The following is a 16,331-nucleotide window of genomic DNA, read 5'->3' on the forward strand; positions in this document are numbered from 1 at the left end:
CCTACCGGCAGATCTTCACCAGCAGCAACCACCGCCAAGCCGCACTTGCGCCCTGGCTCCAGCACTACAACACTGAACGCATCCACACCGGCATCGGAACCACACCCATTACCCGGGTGTCACCAACCTGATGGCCCAGTACACCTAGGCCCGGGACGGCTCCGGCCCTACGGGCCGCCACGGCGTGGGCCTGGGCAGCCAGCGCGGGACATTGCTGCGGTACTCCTCGTACGCCGCACCGAACTTCCGGGCCAGTGTGGGCTCCTCGTACTGCCGGACGAAAGCCACCACCGGGATGGCGCCGATGCCCAGAGCCAGGAAGAGCCTCGGCTGGCCCAGCAGGAGCCCCTGCCCCGCGACGGCCGCGGCAATGGACACGTACATCGGATTCCGCACGTACCGGTAAAGGCCGCCGACCACCAGTTGCCTGGGCGGGGCAAATGGCGCGGGGGTCCCGATGCCCTCGACGGCGAAATGCACAAAGGAATTCGCGATGACGGCAGCACCCGCACCGATCATCATGGCGCCCGCGATCTGCGCGGGCACCCCGCCGGGGACCGGGGACTCCACTTTCCAGCGGGTCAGCAGCCACGGCACCACGCCCGCGGCGGTTGCGGGGGCGACCGCGAAGACGGCTGTGCCGATCGCTGCACGCCGTCGTTCGCTGGCCGAAGCTGGGGATGCTGTCATACCAGCAATCGTGACCCCGCCACGTTGAGCGGACAAGGGCCCACCGGCCTCCCCCTGGGACGGGGGATCAGCCTGAGCTTTCCCCACACTTTGCGTGGGCGCGCGATGGAAGGCGCGCGGCGGGGCGGAGCGGCGGGCGGGCGCGTGTCAGGCCAGCAGCAGCACGGCAAGGGTGACCATCACGACGGCGATTCCGGCGTCGAGCACGCGCCAGGCCGTCCGGCGCCGGAACAGGGACGTCAGGAACCGCGCTCCCGCGCCGAGGGCGGTGAACCAGGCAATGCTTCCCAGGCTGGCCCCGGCGGCGAACCACCAGCGCCCGGCTTCGCCCTGGGCGGCAGCGAGGGACCCGAGCAGCAGCACCGTGTCCAGGTAGACGTGCGGGTTCAGCCAGGTGAAGGCCAGGCAGGTGCCAAGGACGGCGGCCCGCCCGGCGGCGGGCTTGTTGCCGGGATTCTCCATCTGCTCCCCGCGGACCGCACGCCGGGCCGCGAGCGCCCCGTAGGCAAGGAGGAACGCCGCCCCGGCCCATCGGATCACGACGAGGGCAGCCGGCGCCCGGTCCAGCAGGATGCCGATGCCCGCGACGCCCAACAGGATCAGCACGAGGTCCGAGACCGCGCAGACTGCCACCACCATGACGACGTGCGAGCGCTGGATACCCTGCCGGAGGACAAAAGCGTTCTGCGCGCCGATAGCAACGATGAGGGACAGGCCGGCGGAGAGGCCGGAAAACAGGGGAAGGATCACCACTCCACGGTAGGCGCCCGCCAGAGATGAAACCAGTTAAAGATTCTGCTGATACGTAAGATGGGCTAATGATGGAGATCACCCCCGAACAGGCCCGGACGCTGGCCGCGATTCTGACGCACGGGAGTTTCGATGCCGCGGCCGCGCACCTGTCCGTGACGCCGTCGGCGATCAGCCAGCGGGTCCGGGCCCTCGAGACCGCCGTCGGCCGGCCGGTCCTGACCCGGGCGCGGCCGCCCGGACTCACGGAGTCCGGCGAGGCCGTGGTGCGCTTCGCCCGGCAGCTGGAAATGCTCTCCGCGGACCTGGCCGAGGAGCTGCAGCCGGAGCGCCCCCGCGGAGGGACGCGCCTGACGCTGGTGATCAACAGCGATTCCTTGCACACCTGGGCGTTGGCCGGCCTCGCGGCGGCCAGTGACAACGTCCAGCTCGAGATCCTGCGAGAAGACCAGGAGCACTCGTTGGACCTGCTGCGCGCCGGAGCCGCCGCGGCCGCCATTACGGAAACAGCCCAGCCCGTGCCCGGCTGCTCATCGAGCAAGCTGGGCACCATGCGCTATTTGCCGGTGTGCGCTCCGGACTTCGCCCGCCGCTGGTTTGGGACGGGTGCGACCGGCGCGACCCTCGCCGCCGCTCCCGTTGTGGTCTTCGACCGCAAGGACGACCTGCAGGACCGCTGGCTGCGCCGGGTCAGCCGGGCCTCCCTGCAGCCGCCGCGCCACTATGTCCCGGCCGCCCAGGAGTTTGGCGATGCCATCCGCTGGGGCATGGGCTGGGGCATGATGCCCGAGATCGAAATCGGCGAGGACCTGCTGGCCGGCAGGCTCGAGGCCCTCGCCCCGCAAGCGCACGTGGACGTTGCCCTCTACTGGCAGCAGTGGCGGCGCGGCGCGGCGGCGCTGAACGACGTCGCGGCCGCTGTCCGGACGGCGGCGCGCGTCCTGCGCTGAGGCCATTCGGGATGTTGGCAGGATCTCGACTAGACGTGACCGATTCCCGCCAGCCGGGAGGAGCCGGGAACGGCTACATTGGCAGCATGGCAACAACCGCCGCATCCGGCCCCACTCCGTCCGCAGGCCCCCACGAAGGGTCTCCGCACGCTGCCCCCGCACCCGCCCCACAACCCGCGCCGCCCCCTCCCGGGCAGCCGGCCACGATCAGCAGGCTCGGCATCGCCGCCGTCGTCGTCACCGTGGTCCTGTGGGCCTCCGCCTTCGTGGGCATCCGCGCCGTGGGCCCGAGCTTCTCCCCTGGCTCCCTGACGCTCGGCCGGCTGGCCGTTGCCGCCGTCGTGCTGGGCCTGCTGGTGGTGCCCAAGCTCAGGGGCCTGCCCCGGGGCCGCGAGTGGTGGCCCATCCTGGCCTATGGCGTCATGTGGTTCGGAGGCTACAACGTGGCCCTGAACGCCGCCGAACACATGCTCGACGCGGGCACGGCCGCCCTTCTGATTAACGTCAACCCCATCCTGGTGGCCGTCATGGCCGGTGTGATCCTGAAGGAAGGGTTCCCGCGCTGGCTCATCATCGGCAGCCTCATCGCGTTCGGCGGCGTGGCCGTGATTGCGCTTGGTTCCGGCCAGCGGTCGACGGCGGACGTGGCCGGCGTCCTGCTCTGCCTGCTTGCGGCCGCGCTGGCCGCCGTGAGCGTAATCGTCCAAAAACCGGTGCTCCGCAAGTTCCCGGCCGCCCAGGCCACCTGGTTCGGCATCATGGTGGGCGCCCTGTGCTGCCTGCCCTTCAGCGGCCAGTTGGTCACCGAGTTGCAGGCCGCTCCCCTGCCGGCCACCCTCGGCCTGGTTTACCTGGGCATCTTCCCCACTGCGATCGCATTCACCACCTGGGCCTATGCGCTCTCGATGATTGATGCGGGACGCCTCGCGGCCACCACCTACCTGGTCCCGGGCACCACAATCCTGATCTCCTGGCTGGTCCTGGGCGAGATTCCGACCATCTGGGGCCTGGTGGGCGGCGCGATCTGCCTTGTGGGCGTGGGGCTGACCCGGCGCCGGTCCCGCTAGGGTTTGCCTATGCCCTCCTCCCTCCCGCCCGGCCTGCCGATCGTTCCGAACGGCGGGGACGGTGGTGACAGCCCCTTCCCGATGTCCGAGGCCGATTTCGAGGCCGCCGTGAGTGATGCCCTCGACCGGATCCCGCCGGATCTGGCAAAGACCATGAGCAATGTCGCGATCTTCATCGAGGACGACTACACCCCGCAGCCCGGCGAGGATCCGGACACCCTGCTGCTGGGGCTCTATGAGGGGGTGCCCCTGACCGAGCGGGACTCCTGGTGGGACGCCGGCTCGCTGCCGGACCGGATCACCATCTTCCGCCAACCCATCCTGGACATCTGTACCTCCCGGGAGGACGTGATCGAGGAAGTCACCGTCACCGTGGTGCACGAGATCGCCCACCACTTCGGCATCAGCGACGCGCGCCTGCACGAGCTCGGCTGGGGATAGCCTTGTAGGCATGGGACACGACCACAGCCACTCGCACGGCATCACTGCCACCGGCAAGCACCGCAAGCGCCTGGTCGCCGTCCTGGCCATCACGCTCGCCGTGGTGCTCGTGCAGACGATCGGTGCGGTGGTCTCCGGATCCCTGGCCCTGCTCGCCGATGCCGGACACATGCTCTCGGACGCCGCCGGCGTCTTCATCGCCCTGCTGGCCGCATGGATCGCGACCCGGCCCGCCAGCGACCTGCGCACCTACGGTTACCAGCGCGCCGAAGTTCTGGCGGCGCTGGCAAACGCACTGGTCCTGATCGTCATCTCGGTGGTCATCTTCACCGAGGCCATCCGCAGGCTCGGCACCACCCCCGAGGTCCACACCGACGTCATGCTCGCCGCGGCGGTCCTCGGCGCCGTCGCCAACCTGGTCTCCCTGCTGATCCTGCGCGGCGCCCAGAAGGAAAGCCTGAACGTCCGCGGCGCCTACCTCGAAGTCCTGGGGGATCTGCTGGGGTCCTTTGCCGTCATCGCGGCGGCGGTGGTCATCATGGTCACCGGGTTCCAGGCGGCCGACACCATTGCCTCGATCCTCATCGCCCTCATGATCCTGCCCCGGGCCTGGCACCTGCTGCGCGACGTCGTCGACGTGCTCCTCGAGGCGACGCCCAAGGGCGTGGACGTTCAGATGATCCGCGACCACATCCTTGCGGTGGACGGCGTGGTATCCGTCCACGACATCCACATCTGGACCATTACCTCCGGTGTCCCCGTCTTCTCCGCCCACGTGGTGGTGGAAGACGCAGCGCTCGGCGCCAAGGGCGCCGACCGGGTTCTGGACAAACTCACCAGCTGCCTTGGCTCCCATTTCGACACCGAACACTGCACGTTCCAGCTCGAGCCCACCACGCATTCAGAGCACGAGGCCCACCAGCACGCCTGACCGTCGGCAGGACACACCCGTCACGGACGTGGCCAAATGACACTCGTGTTGTTTATGTTATTCATGTGACTCGTGTTGCCAAAGTAGCCTTTGGCACGTAGCCTCATGCCTGCTGGGTGATCCGCAGAGGGCTTTCACGCGCCAAATCCGACCTCGCTCACTCCAGCCTGAGACTTCAGCGAGGTTGCCCATGAGTTGGATCCGATCCGGCCGCAAGACGGCTGTGCTCTGCACCGCCGTCGTCCTCCTCGGAACGCTCGCGCTCCCGGCCCAGGCCGCGCCGCTGATTTCTTCGCAGATTTCTGCGCAGGGGCGCCCGCCGCTGGAGACTGCCGGCCGGGTTCCGGCGTCGCCGGAGATCCCCTCACCGGAAGAGATCGCTGCCGCCAAGTCCAGTGCGAGCTCGACGGCGGCAGAGGTCACCAGGATCGACGGGCTTCTGGCCGACGCGTCGGCCGGCCAGGAAACCAGCCTCGCCGCATCCCTGCAAGCAAACAACGCGTACGGCGAGGCCCTCGTGGAGCTGGCCACACGCCGTGACGCGGCGGCTGTGGCGGCCGCCAGGGCTGCCGCCGCCGGGGCAGAACAGGCCAAAACCCGCAAACAGCTTGGCCAGCTGGCCGGTGACCTGTACCGCAACGGCGGGCTGAACCCGGCCCTCAGCAGCTTTGTCAGCGGCTCCGGGCGGGCCCTGGAGGATGCCGCCACGCTGGAGGCTGTAACGGCCGGACGCGCGCGGGCCTTCGAGTCCGCGGAAAACGCGGCCACGGCCGCGGAGTCCCTGACCGAAGCCGCAGCGGACGCCAACCGCGCCGCCGACGAGGCTGCCGCGACTGCCGCGGACCGCAAGGCCGACGCCGGCCGCGCCGACGCCGCCCAGCGCCAGGTCGTGGCCGATGCCAAAGCGCAGCGCAGCGCGCTCGTGGACCAGCTGGCAAGCCTGAGAAACACCACCGCGGCGATGGAATCGGCCCGGGTGGACGCCCTCGACCGCCAGCGCCAGCAGGCTCGGCTCGCAGCACTGACCGCGGCGGCAGGTCCCGCGCCGCAGCCTGGCACGGGTTCACAGCCGGCACCGGCAGCACCGGGACGGGACGATTCAGCCGCAGGACAGCCAGCCGCTCCGGCTCCCGCCGACGTGCCGGCCCCCGCTGCAGCGCCCGCACCCGCGCCCGCACCGGCGCCCGCACCCGCACCGGCCTCCGCTCCGGCTCCGGCGTCCGCGCCGGATCCCGCGCCGGTACCTGCTCCGGTCCCCGCACCGATTCCTGCCCCGGTCCCGGCGCCAGTACCCGTTCCGGTTCCGGCGCCGATTTCCGGCGGGTCAAACCAGACCGCGATTTCGGTGGCGCTCGGCAAGACCGGATCGCCGTTCTTCTACCAGTACGGCGGAACCGGGAGCTATGGGTTTGACTGCTCGGGCCTGGTGCAGAATGCGTTCGCCGCGGCAGGGAAGTACCTGCCCCGCACGGCCTCCCAGCAGTTCGCCCAGGCCCCCGTCCATGTCCCGCTCTCCCAGGCGCGTCCGGGCGATCTGTTCGTCTGGGGTTCGGCCCCGGGCTTCTACCACGTGGCCATCTACCTCGGCGGCGGCCGCGTGGTCCAGGCGCTGAACCCCGACGCCGGCATTACCGTGACCGATGTTGCCGCCATGTCCGGGATGCAGCTGTACGGCTACGCGGCCCGTTACTGAGACTGGCGGCTAGGAGAGCACGTCCTTGGTGATGAACCTGCCGTAGGCCAGCGCGCCGAAGACGGCGACGTAATCGCCCTGGAGCAGGGCATTGGCGGCAAAGGAATCCCAGGAAACCGGCTGCCGGAGCAGGTCGCCAAAGTCCAGCCAGTAGTGGCTGAAAAGCCAGGGATGCAGCCACTCGAGTTGCGGCAGCGCGTCCAGGACCTGCGCGACGACCGAGAGCACCACGGTGGCCGCCATGGCCCCCACCGGAACATCGGTCAGGGTGGAGATGAACAGCCCGATCGCCGACAAGCCCAGCAGCGAAACCGCCAGATAGGCGGCGATCAGCAGGAGCCGGGCCAGGGCCTCGCCGGTGCCGATCGTGTCGCCGGAGAGCAGGGTCACCGGCCCCACGGGGAAGAGCGCCGCGCCGATTCCGGCCCCGGTCAGGGCCACCACGAGCGGGGCAACGATCACGAACACGGCCGCCCCGGCATATTTGACGATCAGCAGGCGGATCCGCCCGGCGGGAGCCACCAGCAGGTACCTCAGGGTTCCCTGTCCGGCCTCTCCGGCGATCGTGTCTCCGGCCACGACGCCGACGGTAAGGGGCAGGAACAGCGGAACGGAGACCACCATTGCCGTGACGCCCACGAACAGGCCGTTCTGGGCGATCCGGTCCAGGAAGGCCGGCCCGCGGCCTGCCGGCACGGCCGAGGAGATCCGCACCGCCACCGCGATCAGGATCGGGATGGCCGCCAGCGCGCACAACATGGCCCAAGTCCTGCGGCGGCGGAACAGCACCCCGAGCTCGGACGCCAGCAGGTCACCGGTCAGGGACCCGTGCCGGACCGGCGCAGCGCCCGCCCCGCCGTCCCCGCCAGCGGCCGCTTCGCTGGGGCCCGGCGCCGGGGCAACTGACGGGCCGGCTGCCGGATCGCCCGCGGATGAGCTGTTACTGGACAACGTCGAACCCCTCCCCCGTCAATGCCACAAACCGGTCCTCAAGGCTGGCCTGTTCGGTCGCGAAGCCGCGGACCCGGACCCCCGCCGCCACGAGGGCCGCCACCACGGCCTCCGGCTGCACGGCCGCCCGCTCCACGGGCCGGGACGATCCTCCGTCTTCCCTGGCAGCCGGAGCCCCAGGCAGTGACGCGAACAGGGCCGCGTCGGTCCCGGAGCCGGCGGCACCGGAAGCAGCGCCACCGGGAGTACGGCCGTCGGTGCCCAGGGTCGCGGTCAGGCCGAGGCCGGCCAGCACCTGCGCCGCAGTACCCGGATCCGGGGTCAACACGCGGATCCTTGCCTGGCCGGCCCCGCGCAGTTCCGCCAGGGTTCCCTGCGCCACAAGCCGGCCAGCGCTCATGATGGCCGCATGGGTGCAGATCTGCTCGACCTCGGCCAGCAGGTGGCTGGAGACGAATACCGTGGCGCCGTCGGCCGCGAGCGATCGCACCAGGCTCCGCACCTCACGGGTGCCCTGCGGATCCAGCCCGTTGGTGGGCTCGTCCAGCACGAGCAGTTCCCGCGGGGCGAGCAGGGCGTTGGCGATCCCCAGCCGCTGCTTCATCCCCAGCGAATAGGCCCGGACCAGCTTGTCCGCGGCGTGCGTCAAACCCACCCGTTCCAGGGCTGACTGGACGCGGGCACGCCGAGTGGCGCCCGAACCATAGGGGTCCGCGGCGTCCATGCGGCGCAGATTCGCGGCGCCGGAGATGAAAGGGTAGAACGCCGGTCCTTCCACCAGCGCCCCGACCCGGGGCAGCACGTCATTGAGTTTGCCGGGCATCTCCTCGCCCAGCACGCGCATGGAACCTCCGGTGGCCGTGGCCAGGCCGAGCAGGAGCCTGATGGTGGTGGTCTTCCCCGAACCGTTCGGGCCAAGGAAACCAAAGACCGCGCCTTTCGGCACGGCCAGGTCGACGCCGTCGACAGCCATCTGCTGGCCGAACCGTTTGGTCAGGCCCGTGGTCTCAATGCTCAGCTCGGCCGCCGGCCCGGCGGCGCTCACGCGGCCGTCACCGGATGGTCAGGGAGCAACCGTCGGCCACCGGATACCGCACCGGACATCACTTCTGTGCGGCAGCGGCCTGGAGCCGCTCCAGTGGCACGGAGCCGGCGACGACCCGGCCGTCGTCGAGCACCAACACGTTCACCAGCGCGGTGGACAAGAGCCGGCCGCCCTGGACCGGGACGGTGGCCTGTTCGAGCAGGGCCGTGGCGTCCGACGCCGGGCCGGCCGTTCCGGCTGGGAACTCAACAACCGAGTCCCAGCCCGAGCCGGTGACGGCCGGCTTGCCGGCGCGGTCCTTGGCCGCCGGCGCTGTCGCGTTCCCGGCGTCGTTTCCGTGTTTGTGCTCCTTTACCGGAATCTCCTCGACCGTGGCGCCCGGCGGCGGGGTGAACGTGAAGACCGACGCGTCGGGGGCCCCGAGGGTCAGGCTGGTGTAGGCGACTCGGAAGGCGGGATCCGACTGTCCGCGCGCCTTGACCTCGACGCCCAGCGGCAGCCCGGTCTGGCCGTCAACGGCTACTGCGATGGACCCGACCAGCGTCGCATCGGACTTTGGTGTCAGCACCAGGTTGTAGGCGGGCCGGCCGGCTATCTGGACATCGGCGCCCACCGCCACGTCGGTGCCCGGTTCGATCTTGGCCAGAAGCATCGCGGCGAGCTGGTCGGGGGTGGCGGTGACGTCGGTGCCGACGCTGTGACGGCCTGTGTCACCGGCGTCGTCGGCCGGGAGCTGGGCATGGGCGGCCGTGTTGTCCTTGGAGTTGTAGAACCACACGTCGCTGCCGTGGCGGATGGCGTTGCGTTCGGCCAGCCGGTCCATCACCTGGACGCGGGCGTTGTCCGGCCCGTCGCGATAAACCCGCGCGGTGTGCGGCCCCGTCAGCAGTTCGAGCCATGCCGTCCCTGACGCGTCCGGGCCGGCACCGGTCTTGGGCAGCTCAGGAAGCCCGAGCGCAGAGGACTGTTCCAGGGTTCCGGAGAGAGCGGGCTGGCGGTGCTGGGCAATCAACTGCAGCACCTGCTCCGGCGTCTTGGGCGGCAGGGGATCCCCTGCGCTGGCGGGCAGGGATCCGGCCAGCGCGCCGGCGGCAATAACGGCAGGAACGGCGGCAGCAGGCAGCCAGCGCAGCCACGTGCGCGTCATCGTGACCGCGCTCCGGAAAGAGATGTTCCAACTATCCGCGCCTGGGGAATGCGCGCTTCAGTGCAGCTCATAGGTCAACAGTACGCCTGGCCCCGGCGGCCCGGTTATCCTACTTCAGCACATTAATGGTCAGTTCCACGGCGCCCAGCAGGAACGCGAGCACGGAGGTGCCCAGGCCCGCCACGAGCAGCAGGCCGGGATGGGCCAGGCCCACCACCACCCGCCTCAGCCGCGGCCTGTCCCGCAGGAACTTCTTGGGCACGGCGCCCGGTTCCGGCGTTTGTTTCCAGCCCCGGAGCCGCCGCAGGAACCAGGCGCAGCGAATGATGAAGGCCAGCCACAGTACTGAGACCACCAGCGGGATCGCGGCCAGCAGGAGGTTGAAGCCCACCGCGGTGACCTCGCGTTCGGACGCCCCGACGAGTGACTGGAGGGTGGTTGAGATCGAGGCGCTCATGACCACGGACACGCCCCACACGAGGAAGGCTGCGATCAGGGCCAGGAAGCGGACGAAGAAGTGGCCCAGGACGGAGTCCCGGCGCGGCTTCAGGTAGCGGCGCGGGGTGGCGTGCAGAAGGGCGATGCTTGCCAGCAGCGTCGGCAGGGCGGCGAGGCCAACCAGCACGTACCAGGACCAGCCGGCCAGATCCAGGAACTCGTCGGCCACGATCAGCACCGCCCAGAACCCGGCCCACGCCCAGCCGGCCGTGAGCGGACGCCCCACGAACCACTCCGGCAGCCACGCGTCCGGGTCCGCGGGCGCGGGGGGCGCATCAGTCGCGGGCGCGGGGGCTGCGGGCTCGGGGGCGTCAGTCGCGGGCTCGGGGGCTCCGGGCGCGGGGCTTGCGGGCGGGCGGGTGTCAGGCGCCGGTATGCCCGCCGCGGGAACTCCGGCGCTCCCGGGCTCCCGGCCCTCGGAGCCGCGCACTTCGCTCATGGCCCCACTGTAGCGAGCCGGCCGACACCATGGTGCGGAGCCCGCCGCCGCGGGCGGCCCGGCACGAATTGGCCGGCGTCAGAGTGACGGCGTCAGGGTGCCGGCGACGTTGACGGAGTCACGGTGCCGGCGGCGCCGTCGACTGTAATGCTGTGGCCCGTGGCGATCCTCGACGTCGCGTCGGGGACCCCCACCACTGCGGGGATCCCGTATTCCCGGGCGACGACGGCGCCGTGGGAGTTGGGGCCGCCCATTTCCATCACGAGGCCGCCGGCCGTCAGGAACAACGGCGTCCAGCCCGGATCGGTGGACGGCGCCACGAGGATCTCGCCCGGTTCCAGGTGCGCGCCCTGGGGGTCCAGGATCACCCGGGCCCGGGCCGTGATGGTGCCGGCCGAAGCCGGCGTGCCGGAGAGCCGCCCCGCGCCGCCGTCAGAACCCGCCGGCCCCCTTCCGCCGGCAGTGGTCTGCACCGCCTCGGGCTCGGTGCCGTCCGAGAGCAGCACGCGGGGAATGTGCCGGCGGCCCAGTTCGGCCGCGTAAGCCTCCCGGCGCCGTGCCACGAGCCCCTGCAGCGCGGCGCCGCCGAGCCCCCGGTGCGCGTCAGCCAGGTCGAGGAAGAAGATATCGTCCGCCGCATCGATGGCCCCGGCCGCGGCGAGTTCGGCCCCGACGGCTGCGAGCTGCTGCCGGACGGCGCCGAGCGCTTCCACGAGGTGGTACTTGGGCAGCTCACGCAGCCCGGCGAACATCCGGGTCCGCCGCAGCGCGGCCCGCGCGAGTGCACCGCGAAGGCGGCTGCGCTGCCCCGCCGCTGCCACCAGCCGGGCCACCTGCGCCTCCGCCTCGCGGGCCGCCTTGCCGAACTGCCGGTCCGGGGCGAGCGCAGGATCATCCATGCGCAGATAGTTGGCCAGAACCCCGAGGATGTGGGTCGGGTCATCAGACCAGCGGGGCATGCCGACGTCGATCTCCGCCACGGCGCGGTGGCCGTACCGGCCCAGGAAGTCCCGCAGCCCGGATTGCACGACGCCGGGCAGGTCCGCCGCCCGGTAACGCCGGGCTATCTCGGGCAATGCGGCTTCCCCGAACACCGCCGCCGACGCCGGGTCGTTGCGGATGGCAGTAGCCAGCGACCACAGGTCCAGGTCCATTTCGGTGGTCACGTTGTTGGGCAGCCCCCGCAGGACTTCCTGCAGCGCCCCGTTCCCGGGTTTCCCGGCGAGTTTTCCGGCCACGGCCAGCAAGGCGAACCCCAGGGCGGGCAGCGGCAGGATCGCGGGAACCACGGCAAAGACATGCTGGCCAAGGATCCGCTCGACGTGGTCCAGACGCTCCGTGGCGGTGGCGCCGGCGGGCACCGCGAGTGCCGCGCGGAGCTGTTCGCCCACACGGTCTGCCCGGCGCAGTGCCGCCTCGGGCCGGATGAGGCCGCGGATCAAGGTCTCCGGGACCTTCGCCCGCGCCGCCACCGGAGCGACGTGGCGCAGGAGTGGCCACGGCGATCCTATGGTCACGGAGAATCTGGGATCGTCGAACAGGTTGCGCAGCACGGCCGCGGAGCGCGCCTCCATGATGTCGAATACCCGGGGGACGATTGCGCGTCCGGCCTTGCTCCGGACTACGGGCGTGAGGTCGAAGAATATGCGCTGGCCGGCTTCCGCATACGGCGCGGGCCCGTCACGGGGCACCGGCACCGGGAAATGCGCCGCCCCCGCGACCGAGGACGCAATCAGCCGGATGCCGGCGAGGCCCATCGGGGTCAGGGGCTTGGTCAGCCCCTGGGCCAGGCTGAAGCATAAATACACGCGCGGCGTCGGCCCGGAGGGAGGCCGGTCCGGCATCGGATAGAGCGTGGTGATGGGCCTGGACTGCGTCAGCCACACGGCACCGTCCCGGCCGATGGCCCATTCGAGGTCCTGCGGCGAGCCGAAGTGCACCTCCGCGCGTCGGCCCAGGAGCTCCAGTGCCGCCAGTTGGGCGTCGTCCAGGCTGGGCGCCAGCCCGGCGTCAGGTTGCGCCACCCGCTCGGTGCCGCCGCCGGGCAGTGGACGGATGAGCATGCCCTTGTCCCCAATTCGTCGCTCGAGGATCCGTCCCGTGGTGCCGTCGAGCACGAAGTGGTCAGGGTTGACCGCCCCGGACACCACGGCCTCCCCCAGCCCCGGGCTGGCGTCGATGACGGCCTCGTGCCGCCGGCCGGTCACGGGATTGGCTGTGAACAGCACCCCGGCCACGGCCGCGTCCACCATGCGCTGGACCACCACGGCGAGGGACACCGCCGAGGGCTCAATCCCCTGCACCGCGCGGTAGGTCACCGCGCGGTCCGTCCACAGCGAGGCCCAGCACCGGCGGACGGCAGCCAGCACGGCATCCGCGCCCACCACGTTCAGGAAAGTGTCCTGCTGGCCGGCGAAGCTGGCAAACGGCAGGTCTTCGGCGGTCGCGGAGGACCGCACGGCGACCGCCGTGTCGGTGCCCAGCGCCGCGTAGGCGGCGCGCACGGCGGCGTCGATGTCGGCGGGGACATCGGCGTCGAGCACCAGCGCGCGGGCCTTCGCCGCAAGCGCAGCCAGCCCCGCCAGGTCGTCGGGGGCTGTTGCGGCGAGGGCGCGGTGCACGTCCGCCAGCGCCGGGGATGCCGTGGCGTCCAGATACGCAGTGGTGGTCAGGCAGAAGCCGGCGGGCACCGGTAGGCCGGCGCGTGCCAGTTCGCCCAGGTTCGCCGCCTTCCCGCCGACGGTGGCGAGCATGTCCGGGCCAAGGCGTTCAAGGGCCAGGACCGGCCCGCCCTCGGCAGGGTCCGGCGTCCCGGGGTGCTCCATCCGTTAACCGTCCTTCCGACGCCGGGCCCGTCGCCTTCTAGGAGTCGCCGAGCATCGGGCCGAAGCTGGCTCTGTCCGCCAGCCGCGGGTCGTCGCGGTCCGGCACCACCATGACCGGCCCCTTGGCGTGGTGGAGGACGCCGTCGGACGTGGAGCCCAGCAGCATTCCGGTGAATCCGCCGCGCCCGCGGGTGCCGACCACCACGAGCTCCACGTGCCGGCTGGCGTCGACGAGGATGTCGACGGGCGAGCCGTCCACGAGCTGCGTCTCCACCTGCAGGGCGGGGAAGTGGCTCCGCAGCCAGGCCACGCCGGCGTCGAGCTGGACCTTGATGTCGGCGAACAGTGCGTCGCGGTCCATCGGGGTGGGCACCCATGCCAGCGAGCCGGTGTACTGCGGCACCGCGCACACCACGCGTAGCCGGGCGGAGAGCCGCTCGGCCTGCGCTGCGGCCTCCAGCACGGCGACGCGGGCCTGCTCGGAACCGTCGACGCCGACGACCACGACGTTCTCCACCGGCTGGCTGCCCGACTTGGCCCGTTCGGCGAGGACGTGCTTGTCGTCTGTGGTTTCGCCCAGGCGGTCCGCGCAGATCAGCGGCACAGTCACGGTGGGGCACTTCGAGTGGGCGGGCAGCGCGCTGCTGACGGAGCCGAGCAGCCGGCCCACGAAGCCACCGCGGCCGCGGGTGCCGAAGACCAGGAGCTCCGCGGTTTCGCTGATTTCCAGCAGCACGCCGGACGCGTCCCCGTTTTCGACGGACGCGTCGACGTCGATGTTGTAGAAGGCGATCTTGTCCATGGCGTGCTTGAGGATGGCTTCGGCGCCCTCGCGGATCACGGAGTCGTCCACTGTGGCGTAGCCGCCGTCGAGCCCGGAAGCGGCGAAGATCGGAACGGAATAGGCGGTCACGATGTGCAGCGGGCGGCGGCGGCGCTCCGCCTCACGGGCCGCCCACACCAAGGCGCAGTGGCTGTGGTCCGAGCCGTCCACTCCCACGACGATTCCGCGGGGCGGCGCCGGCTCGCCACCGGTCTCCCATGCCGGGTCCGGATGCACCTGTTCACGGCCCATAGGGTCCGCCTCCTCGCGATTCTTGCCTGATGTTGCGGCTATTCTGCCAGAAGTACTGCCGCCCGGCGTCCACCGGCGAGGCGACCCGGAATCTGCGTGCAGGAACCCCTGATTTTCCTCACTATTCTCGGTTAATTGCGAACATTCAAGACGGCGGCAAGGCGCCCCCGGCCGCCCGCGGCGGAAGGATTTACGCAGAATTAACACGCCGTTTCCTGACCCGGAAATTCAGGCTTTTGAGACGGTTTCCGCTGGAGCGGGAGCGCGGAAACCGCCGGAATCCGGCACCACAGCCAATGTCCTACCTCCCCTATCCACGGGCGGGAATCTTAGGTATCCTTCGAGGCATTGCTGAACCGAGACTGGTGTTCCAGAAAGCAGCCGCTGGGGCTGTGGAACCAGGCACGGGTTGGCGTCCGGGGTTTCCCCCGCGACTCGCACCATTTCAAGGAGGTACCCTGCAGTGTCGAGCATGCCTTTGTACGGCGGGATTGAGCGGACCACCGCCGTAGTCATCGGGACGGGGCTCTCCGGCCTGGCTGTGGCCAGCGAGCTCCAGCGCCGGGGCGTTGCGTCCATCATTGTGGACGGGCTCGACCTCCTGGGTGCCGGCCATCCGGCCAACACCTCCTCGCTCCAGCGCTGCGACGCGGCGGACGCCGGCAGCCTGAGGGAGCGCAACGAAATCCTGCGGCACCTGCGCAACTACGCCGCAAGCCACAAGCTCGACGTGCGGAACAACATCCGGGCCCTGCAGCTGGACCTCCTGGAGGCCGGCACGGACGGCTCACCCACGGAGAAGTGGGCCGTCCAGACCCCGGGCGGCGTCCTGCTGGCCGACCACCTCGTCCTGACCCGCTGCGCCCACAGCCAGCTGCGCCGCATGCTCTCGGAACTTGGCATGGCAGCCGGGCAGAATCTCATGGCGGCGATGCATGCCCTGGGTATGTACCTCGTGGGGGTGGGCGAGCTCATTACCCCGACGCCCAAGGAAGTCCTGCGCCAGGCCAAAGTGGTGGGACAGGCAATCTCGGCCAAGGTCCACCCGAACGGGATCCCCGCGCTGCTGCCCGGCGGCTTTGCCCTGGCCGCCCCCGCCTAGCAGCGCTTTGGCCGCGTTGCCGGAGTTGCATTGGCTTGTTTCAGCCTTCGGTGTCGCCGCCCTCGTCCGGTGTGAGGCGGCGTTTCGCCATAAGGCCCAGGGCCACCAGGATGCCGACCCCGACGGCGACGAAGACCATGACGCTCCAGGGAAACTGCTGCGACCCGGCCGGCGCAGGGGCAGGCGCGGGCGTGGTCCCCGGCTGGGCGGTGCCCATCGTGGGGACGGCGGCAGCCGCCGTCGTGCCTGCCGCAGCCGCCGTCGCTGTGAAGGTGAAGCTGCCCTCGATCGGGTGGCCGTCGGAACTGGCCACCCGCCAGTGCACGGTGTACTGCCCCCTAGGGGCGCCGGACTTCAGCTTCTGCGCAGCGACGTTGTCCACGATTTCCACGGGACCGTCCGACCAGTTGGCGCCGGTGGCATCATTGACCACGATCTGCGACCCCAGGGCGAGCGGATTGTGGTTGAACGTGACCGAGACCTGCTCCGGCGGTGCCGCGACGGTTGCTCCGGCAGCCGGGCTGGTGGACTCCGCGGTATCGTGCGCCGACGCCGGGCTCACTGCTCCCAGCAGGACGGCCACAAGGACGACGGCGCCCAGCAGGGCACTGCGAAGCTGGCGGATACGGCGCATGGGCAGGCTACTCCTAGTGTTGGCTTCCTTACAGACTAGGCGAAAACGCAGGGTTGGCCCTCGGGCGCCAAATAAGATATATGCAACACCCAT

At 70.6% G+C, this 16,331-nt stretch carries 16 protein-coding genes; 7 read left to right on the top strand and 9 right to left on the bottom strand.

Translation table 11 applies throughout. The features are described from left to right. Nucleotides 1-131: integrase core domain-containing protein (locus tag AC1DN2_RS07440; RefSeq protein WP_476850002.1), on the top strand; the 131-nt coding region annotated here is incomplete at its 5' end. A 13-nt stretch (nt 132-144) separates the two neighbouring features. Here AC1DN2_RS07440 and AC1DN2_RS07445 read toward each other — a convergent pair. Further along, complete coding sequence (locus tag AC1DN2_RS07445) at nt 145-690, bottom strand: methyltransferase family protein (RefSeq protein ID WP_476849820.1); 546 nt, start codon at nt 688-690, stop codon at nt 145-147. 147 nt (nt 691-837) lie between these two features. After that, nucleotides 838-1,440 carry a LysE/ArgO family amino acid transporter gene (locus AC1DN2_RS07450; RefSeq protein ID WP_476849821.1) on the bottom strand — a complete coding sequence of 201 codons (603 nt, stop codon included), beginning with the start codon at nt 1,438-1,440 and terminating at the stop codon, nt 838-840. A 68-nt stretch (nt 1,441-1,508) separates the two neighbouring features. On the opposite strand from AC1DN2_RS07450, the gene AC1DN2_RS07455 reads away from it, so the two are divergent. From AC1DN2_RS07455 to AC1DN2_RS07475, 5 genes are all read left to right on the top strand, one after another. After that, nucleotides 1,509-2,390, top strand: a complete 882-nt coding sequence (locus tag AC1DN2_RS07455; RefSeq protein WP_476849822.1) for an ArgP/LysG family DNA-binding transcriptional regulator — start codon at nt 1,509-1,511, stop codon at nt 2,388-2,390. A gap of 86 nt (nt 2,391-2,476) precedes the next feature. After that, nucleotides 2,477-3,457 (top strand): DMT family transporter, encoded by a 981-nt coding sequence (locus tag AC1DN2_RS07460; protein WP_223914598.1) that lies wholly within the window; start codon nt 2,477-2,479, stop codon nt 3,455-3,457. Nucleotides 3,458-3,466: 9 nt separating this feature from the next. Further along, on the top strand, nt 3,467-3,898 hold the full coding sequence (locus AC1DN2_RS07465; RefSeq protein ID WP_476849823.1) for a metallopeptidase family protein: 432 nt from the start codon (nt 3,467-3,469) through the stop codon (nt 3,896-3,898). A 10-nt stretch (nt 3,899-3,908) separates the two neighbouring features. Continuing rightward, entirely contained in the window at nt 3,909-4,829 is a 921-nt protein-coding gene (locus AC1DN2_RS07470; protein ID WP_476849824.1) for a cation diffusion facilitator family transporter, read from the top strand. A 190-nt stretch (nt 4,830-5,019) separates the two neighbouring features. Then, nucleotides 5,020-6,522 (top strand): C40 family peptidase, encoded by a 1,503-nt coding sequence (locus AC1DN2_RS07475; RefSeq protein ID WP_476849825.1) that lies wholly within the window; start codon nt 5,020-5,022, stop codon nt 6,520-6,522. A 9-nt stretch (nt 6,523-6,531) separates the two neighbouring features. Here AC1DN2_RS07475 and AC1DN2_RS07480 read toward each other — a convergent pair whose 3' ends face one another. From AC1DN2_RS07480 to AC1DN2_RS07505, 6 genes are all read right to left on the bottom strand, one after another. Then, nucleotides 6,532-7,473, bottom strand: coding sequence for an ABC transporter permease (locus AC1DN2_RS07480; protein ID WP_476849826.1), 942 nt, complete (start codon nt 7,471-7,473; stop codon nt 6,532-6,534). Continuing rightward, entirely contained in the window at nt 7,463-8,518 is a 1,056-nt protein-coding gene (locus tag AC1DN2_RS07485) for an ABC transporter ATP-binding protein (protein ID WP_476849827.1), read from the bottom strand. Before AC1DN2_RS07485 ends, AC1DN2_RS07480 begins: the two co-directional genes overlap by 11 nt. 58 nt (nt 8,519-8,576) lie before the next feature. After that, nucleotides 8,577-9,665 (bottom strand): LolA family protein, encoded by a 1,089-nt coding sequence (locus AC1DN2_RS07490; protein WP_476849828.1) that lies wholly within the window; start codon nt 9,663-9,665, stop codon nt 8,577-8,579. A gap of 109 nt (nt 9,666-9,774) precedes the next feature. Then, nucleotides 9,775-10,602: a hypothetical protein gene (locus tag AC1DN2_RS07495; RefSeq protein WP_476849829.1), complete on the bottom strand. Its 828-nt coding sequence runs from the start codon at nt 10,600-10,602 to the stop codon at nt 9,775-9,777. A 92-nt stretch (nt 10,603-10,694) separates the two neighbouring features. Next, complete coding sequence (locus AC1DN2_RS07500) at nt 10,695-13,427, bottom strand: PEP/pyruvate-binding domain-containing protein (protein ID WP_476849830.1); 2,733 nt, start codon at nt 13,425-13,427, stop codon at nt 10,695-10,697. A gap of 37 nt (nt 13,428-13,464) precedes the next feature. Next, the gene (locus tag AC1DN2_RS07505; RefSeq protein WP_230009431.1) at nt 13,465-14,502 is read right to left on the bottom strand and encodes a universal stress protein; all 1,038 of its coding nucleotides are present in this window, start codon (nt 14,500-14,502) and stop codon (nt 13,465-13,467) included. A gap of 472 nt (nt 14,503-14,974) precedes the next feature. On the opposite strand from AC1DN2_RS07505, the gene AC1DN2_RS07510 reads away from it, so the two are divergent. After that, complete coding sequence (locus AC1DN2_RS07510) at nt 14,975-15,604, top strand: FAD-binding protein (RefSeq protein WP_476850003.1); 630 nt, start codon at nt 14,975-14,977, stop codon at nt 15,602-15,604. 40 nt (nt 15,605-15,644) lie between these two features. Here AC1DN2_RS07510 and AC1DN2_RS07515 read toward each other — a convergent pair whose 3' ends face one another. Continuing rightward, nucleotides 15,645-16,238 (bottom strand): copper resistance CopC family protein, encoded by a 594-nt coding sequence (locus tag AC1DN2_RS07515; RefSeq protein ID WP_223914608.1) that lies wholly within the window; start codon nt 16,236-16,238, stop codon nt 15,645-15,647. Nucleotides 16,239-16,331: the final 93 nt, after the last annotated feature.

The organism is Arthrobacter sp. 01L42, from assembly GCF_056400005.1.

What these genes read in the sequence shown, in the direction of transcription:
- AC1DN2_RS07445 (WP_476849820.1), bottom strand. Translation starts at nt 690, where the DNA reads ATGACAGCATCCCCAGCTTCGGCCAGCGAACGACGGCGTGCAGCGATC.
- AC1DN2_RS07455 (WP_476849822.1), top strand. Translation starts at nt 1,509, where the DNA reads ATGATGGAGATCACCCCCGAACAGGCCCGGACGCTGGCCGCGATTCTG.
- AC1DN2_RS07460 (WP_223914598.1), top strand. Translation starts at nt 2,477, where the DNA reads ATGGCAACAACCGCCGCATCCGGCCCCACTCCGTCCGCAGGCCCCCAC.
- AC1DN2_RS07465 (WP_476849823.1), top strand. Translation starts at nt 3,467, where the DNA reads ATGCCCTCCTCCCTCCCGCCCGGCCTGCCGATCGTTCCGAACGGCGGG.
- AC1DN2_RS07470 (WP_476849824.1), top strand. Translation starts at nt 3,909, where the DNA reads ATGGGACACGACCACAGCCACTCGCACGGCATCACTGCCACCGGCAAG.
- AC1DN2_RS07475 (WP_476849825.1), top strand. Translation starts at nt 5,020, where the DNA reads ATGAGTTGGATCCGATCCGGCCGCAAGACGGCTGTGCTCTGCACCGCC.
- AC1DN2_RS07490 (WP_476849828.1), bottom strand. Translation starts at nt 9,665, where the DNA reads ATGACGCGCACGTGGCTGCGCTGGCTGCCTGCTGCCGCCGTTCCTGCC.
- AC1DN2_RS07495 (WP_476849829.1), bottom strand. Translation starts at nt 10,602, where the DNA reads ATGAGCGAAGTGCGCGGCTCCGAGGGCCGGGAGCCCGGGAGCGCCGGA.
- AC1DN2_RS07500 (WP_476849830.1), bottom strand. Translation starts at nt 13,427, where the DNA reads ATGGAGCACCCCGGGACGCCGGACCCTGCCGAGGGCGGGCCGGTCCTG.
- AC1DN2_RS07505 (WP_230009431.1), bottom strand. Translation starts at nt 14,502, where the DNA reads ATGGGCCGTGAACAGGTGCATCCGGACCCGGCATGGGAGACCGGTGGC.
- AC1DN2_RS07510 (WP_476850003.1), top strand. Translation starts at nt 14,975, where the DNA reads ATGCCTTTGTACGGCGGGATTGAGCGGACCACCGCCGTAGTCATCGGG.
- AC1DN2_RS07515 (WP_223914608.1), bottom strand. Translation starts at nt 16,238, where the DNA reads ATGCGCCGTATCCGCCAGCTTCGCAGTGCCCTGCTGGGCGCCGTCGTC.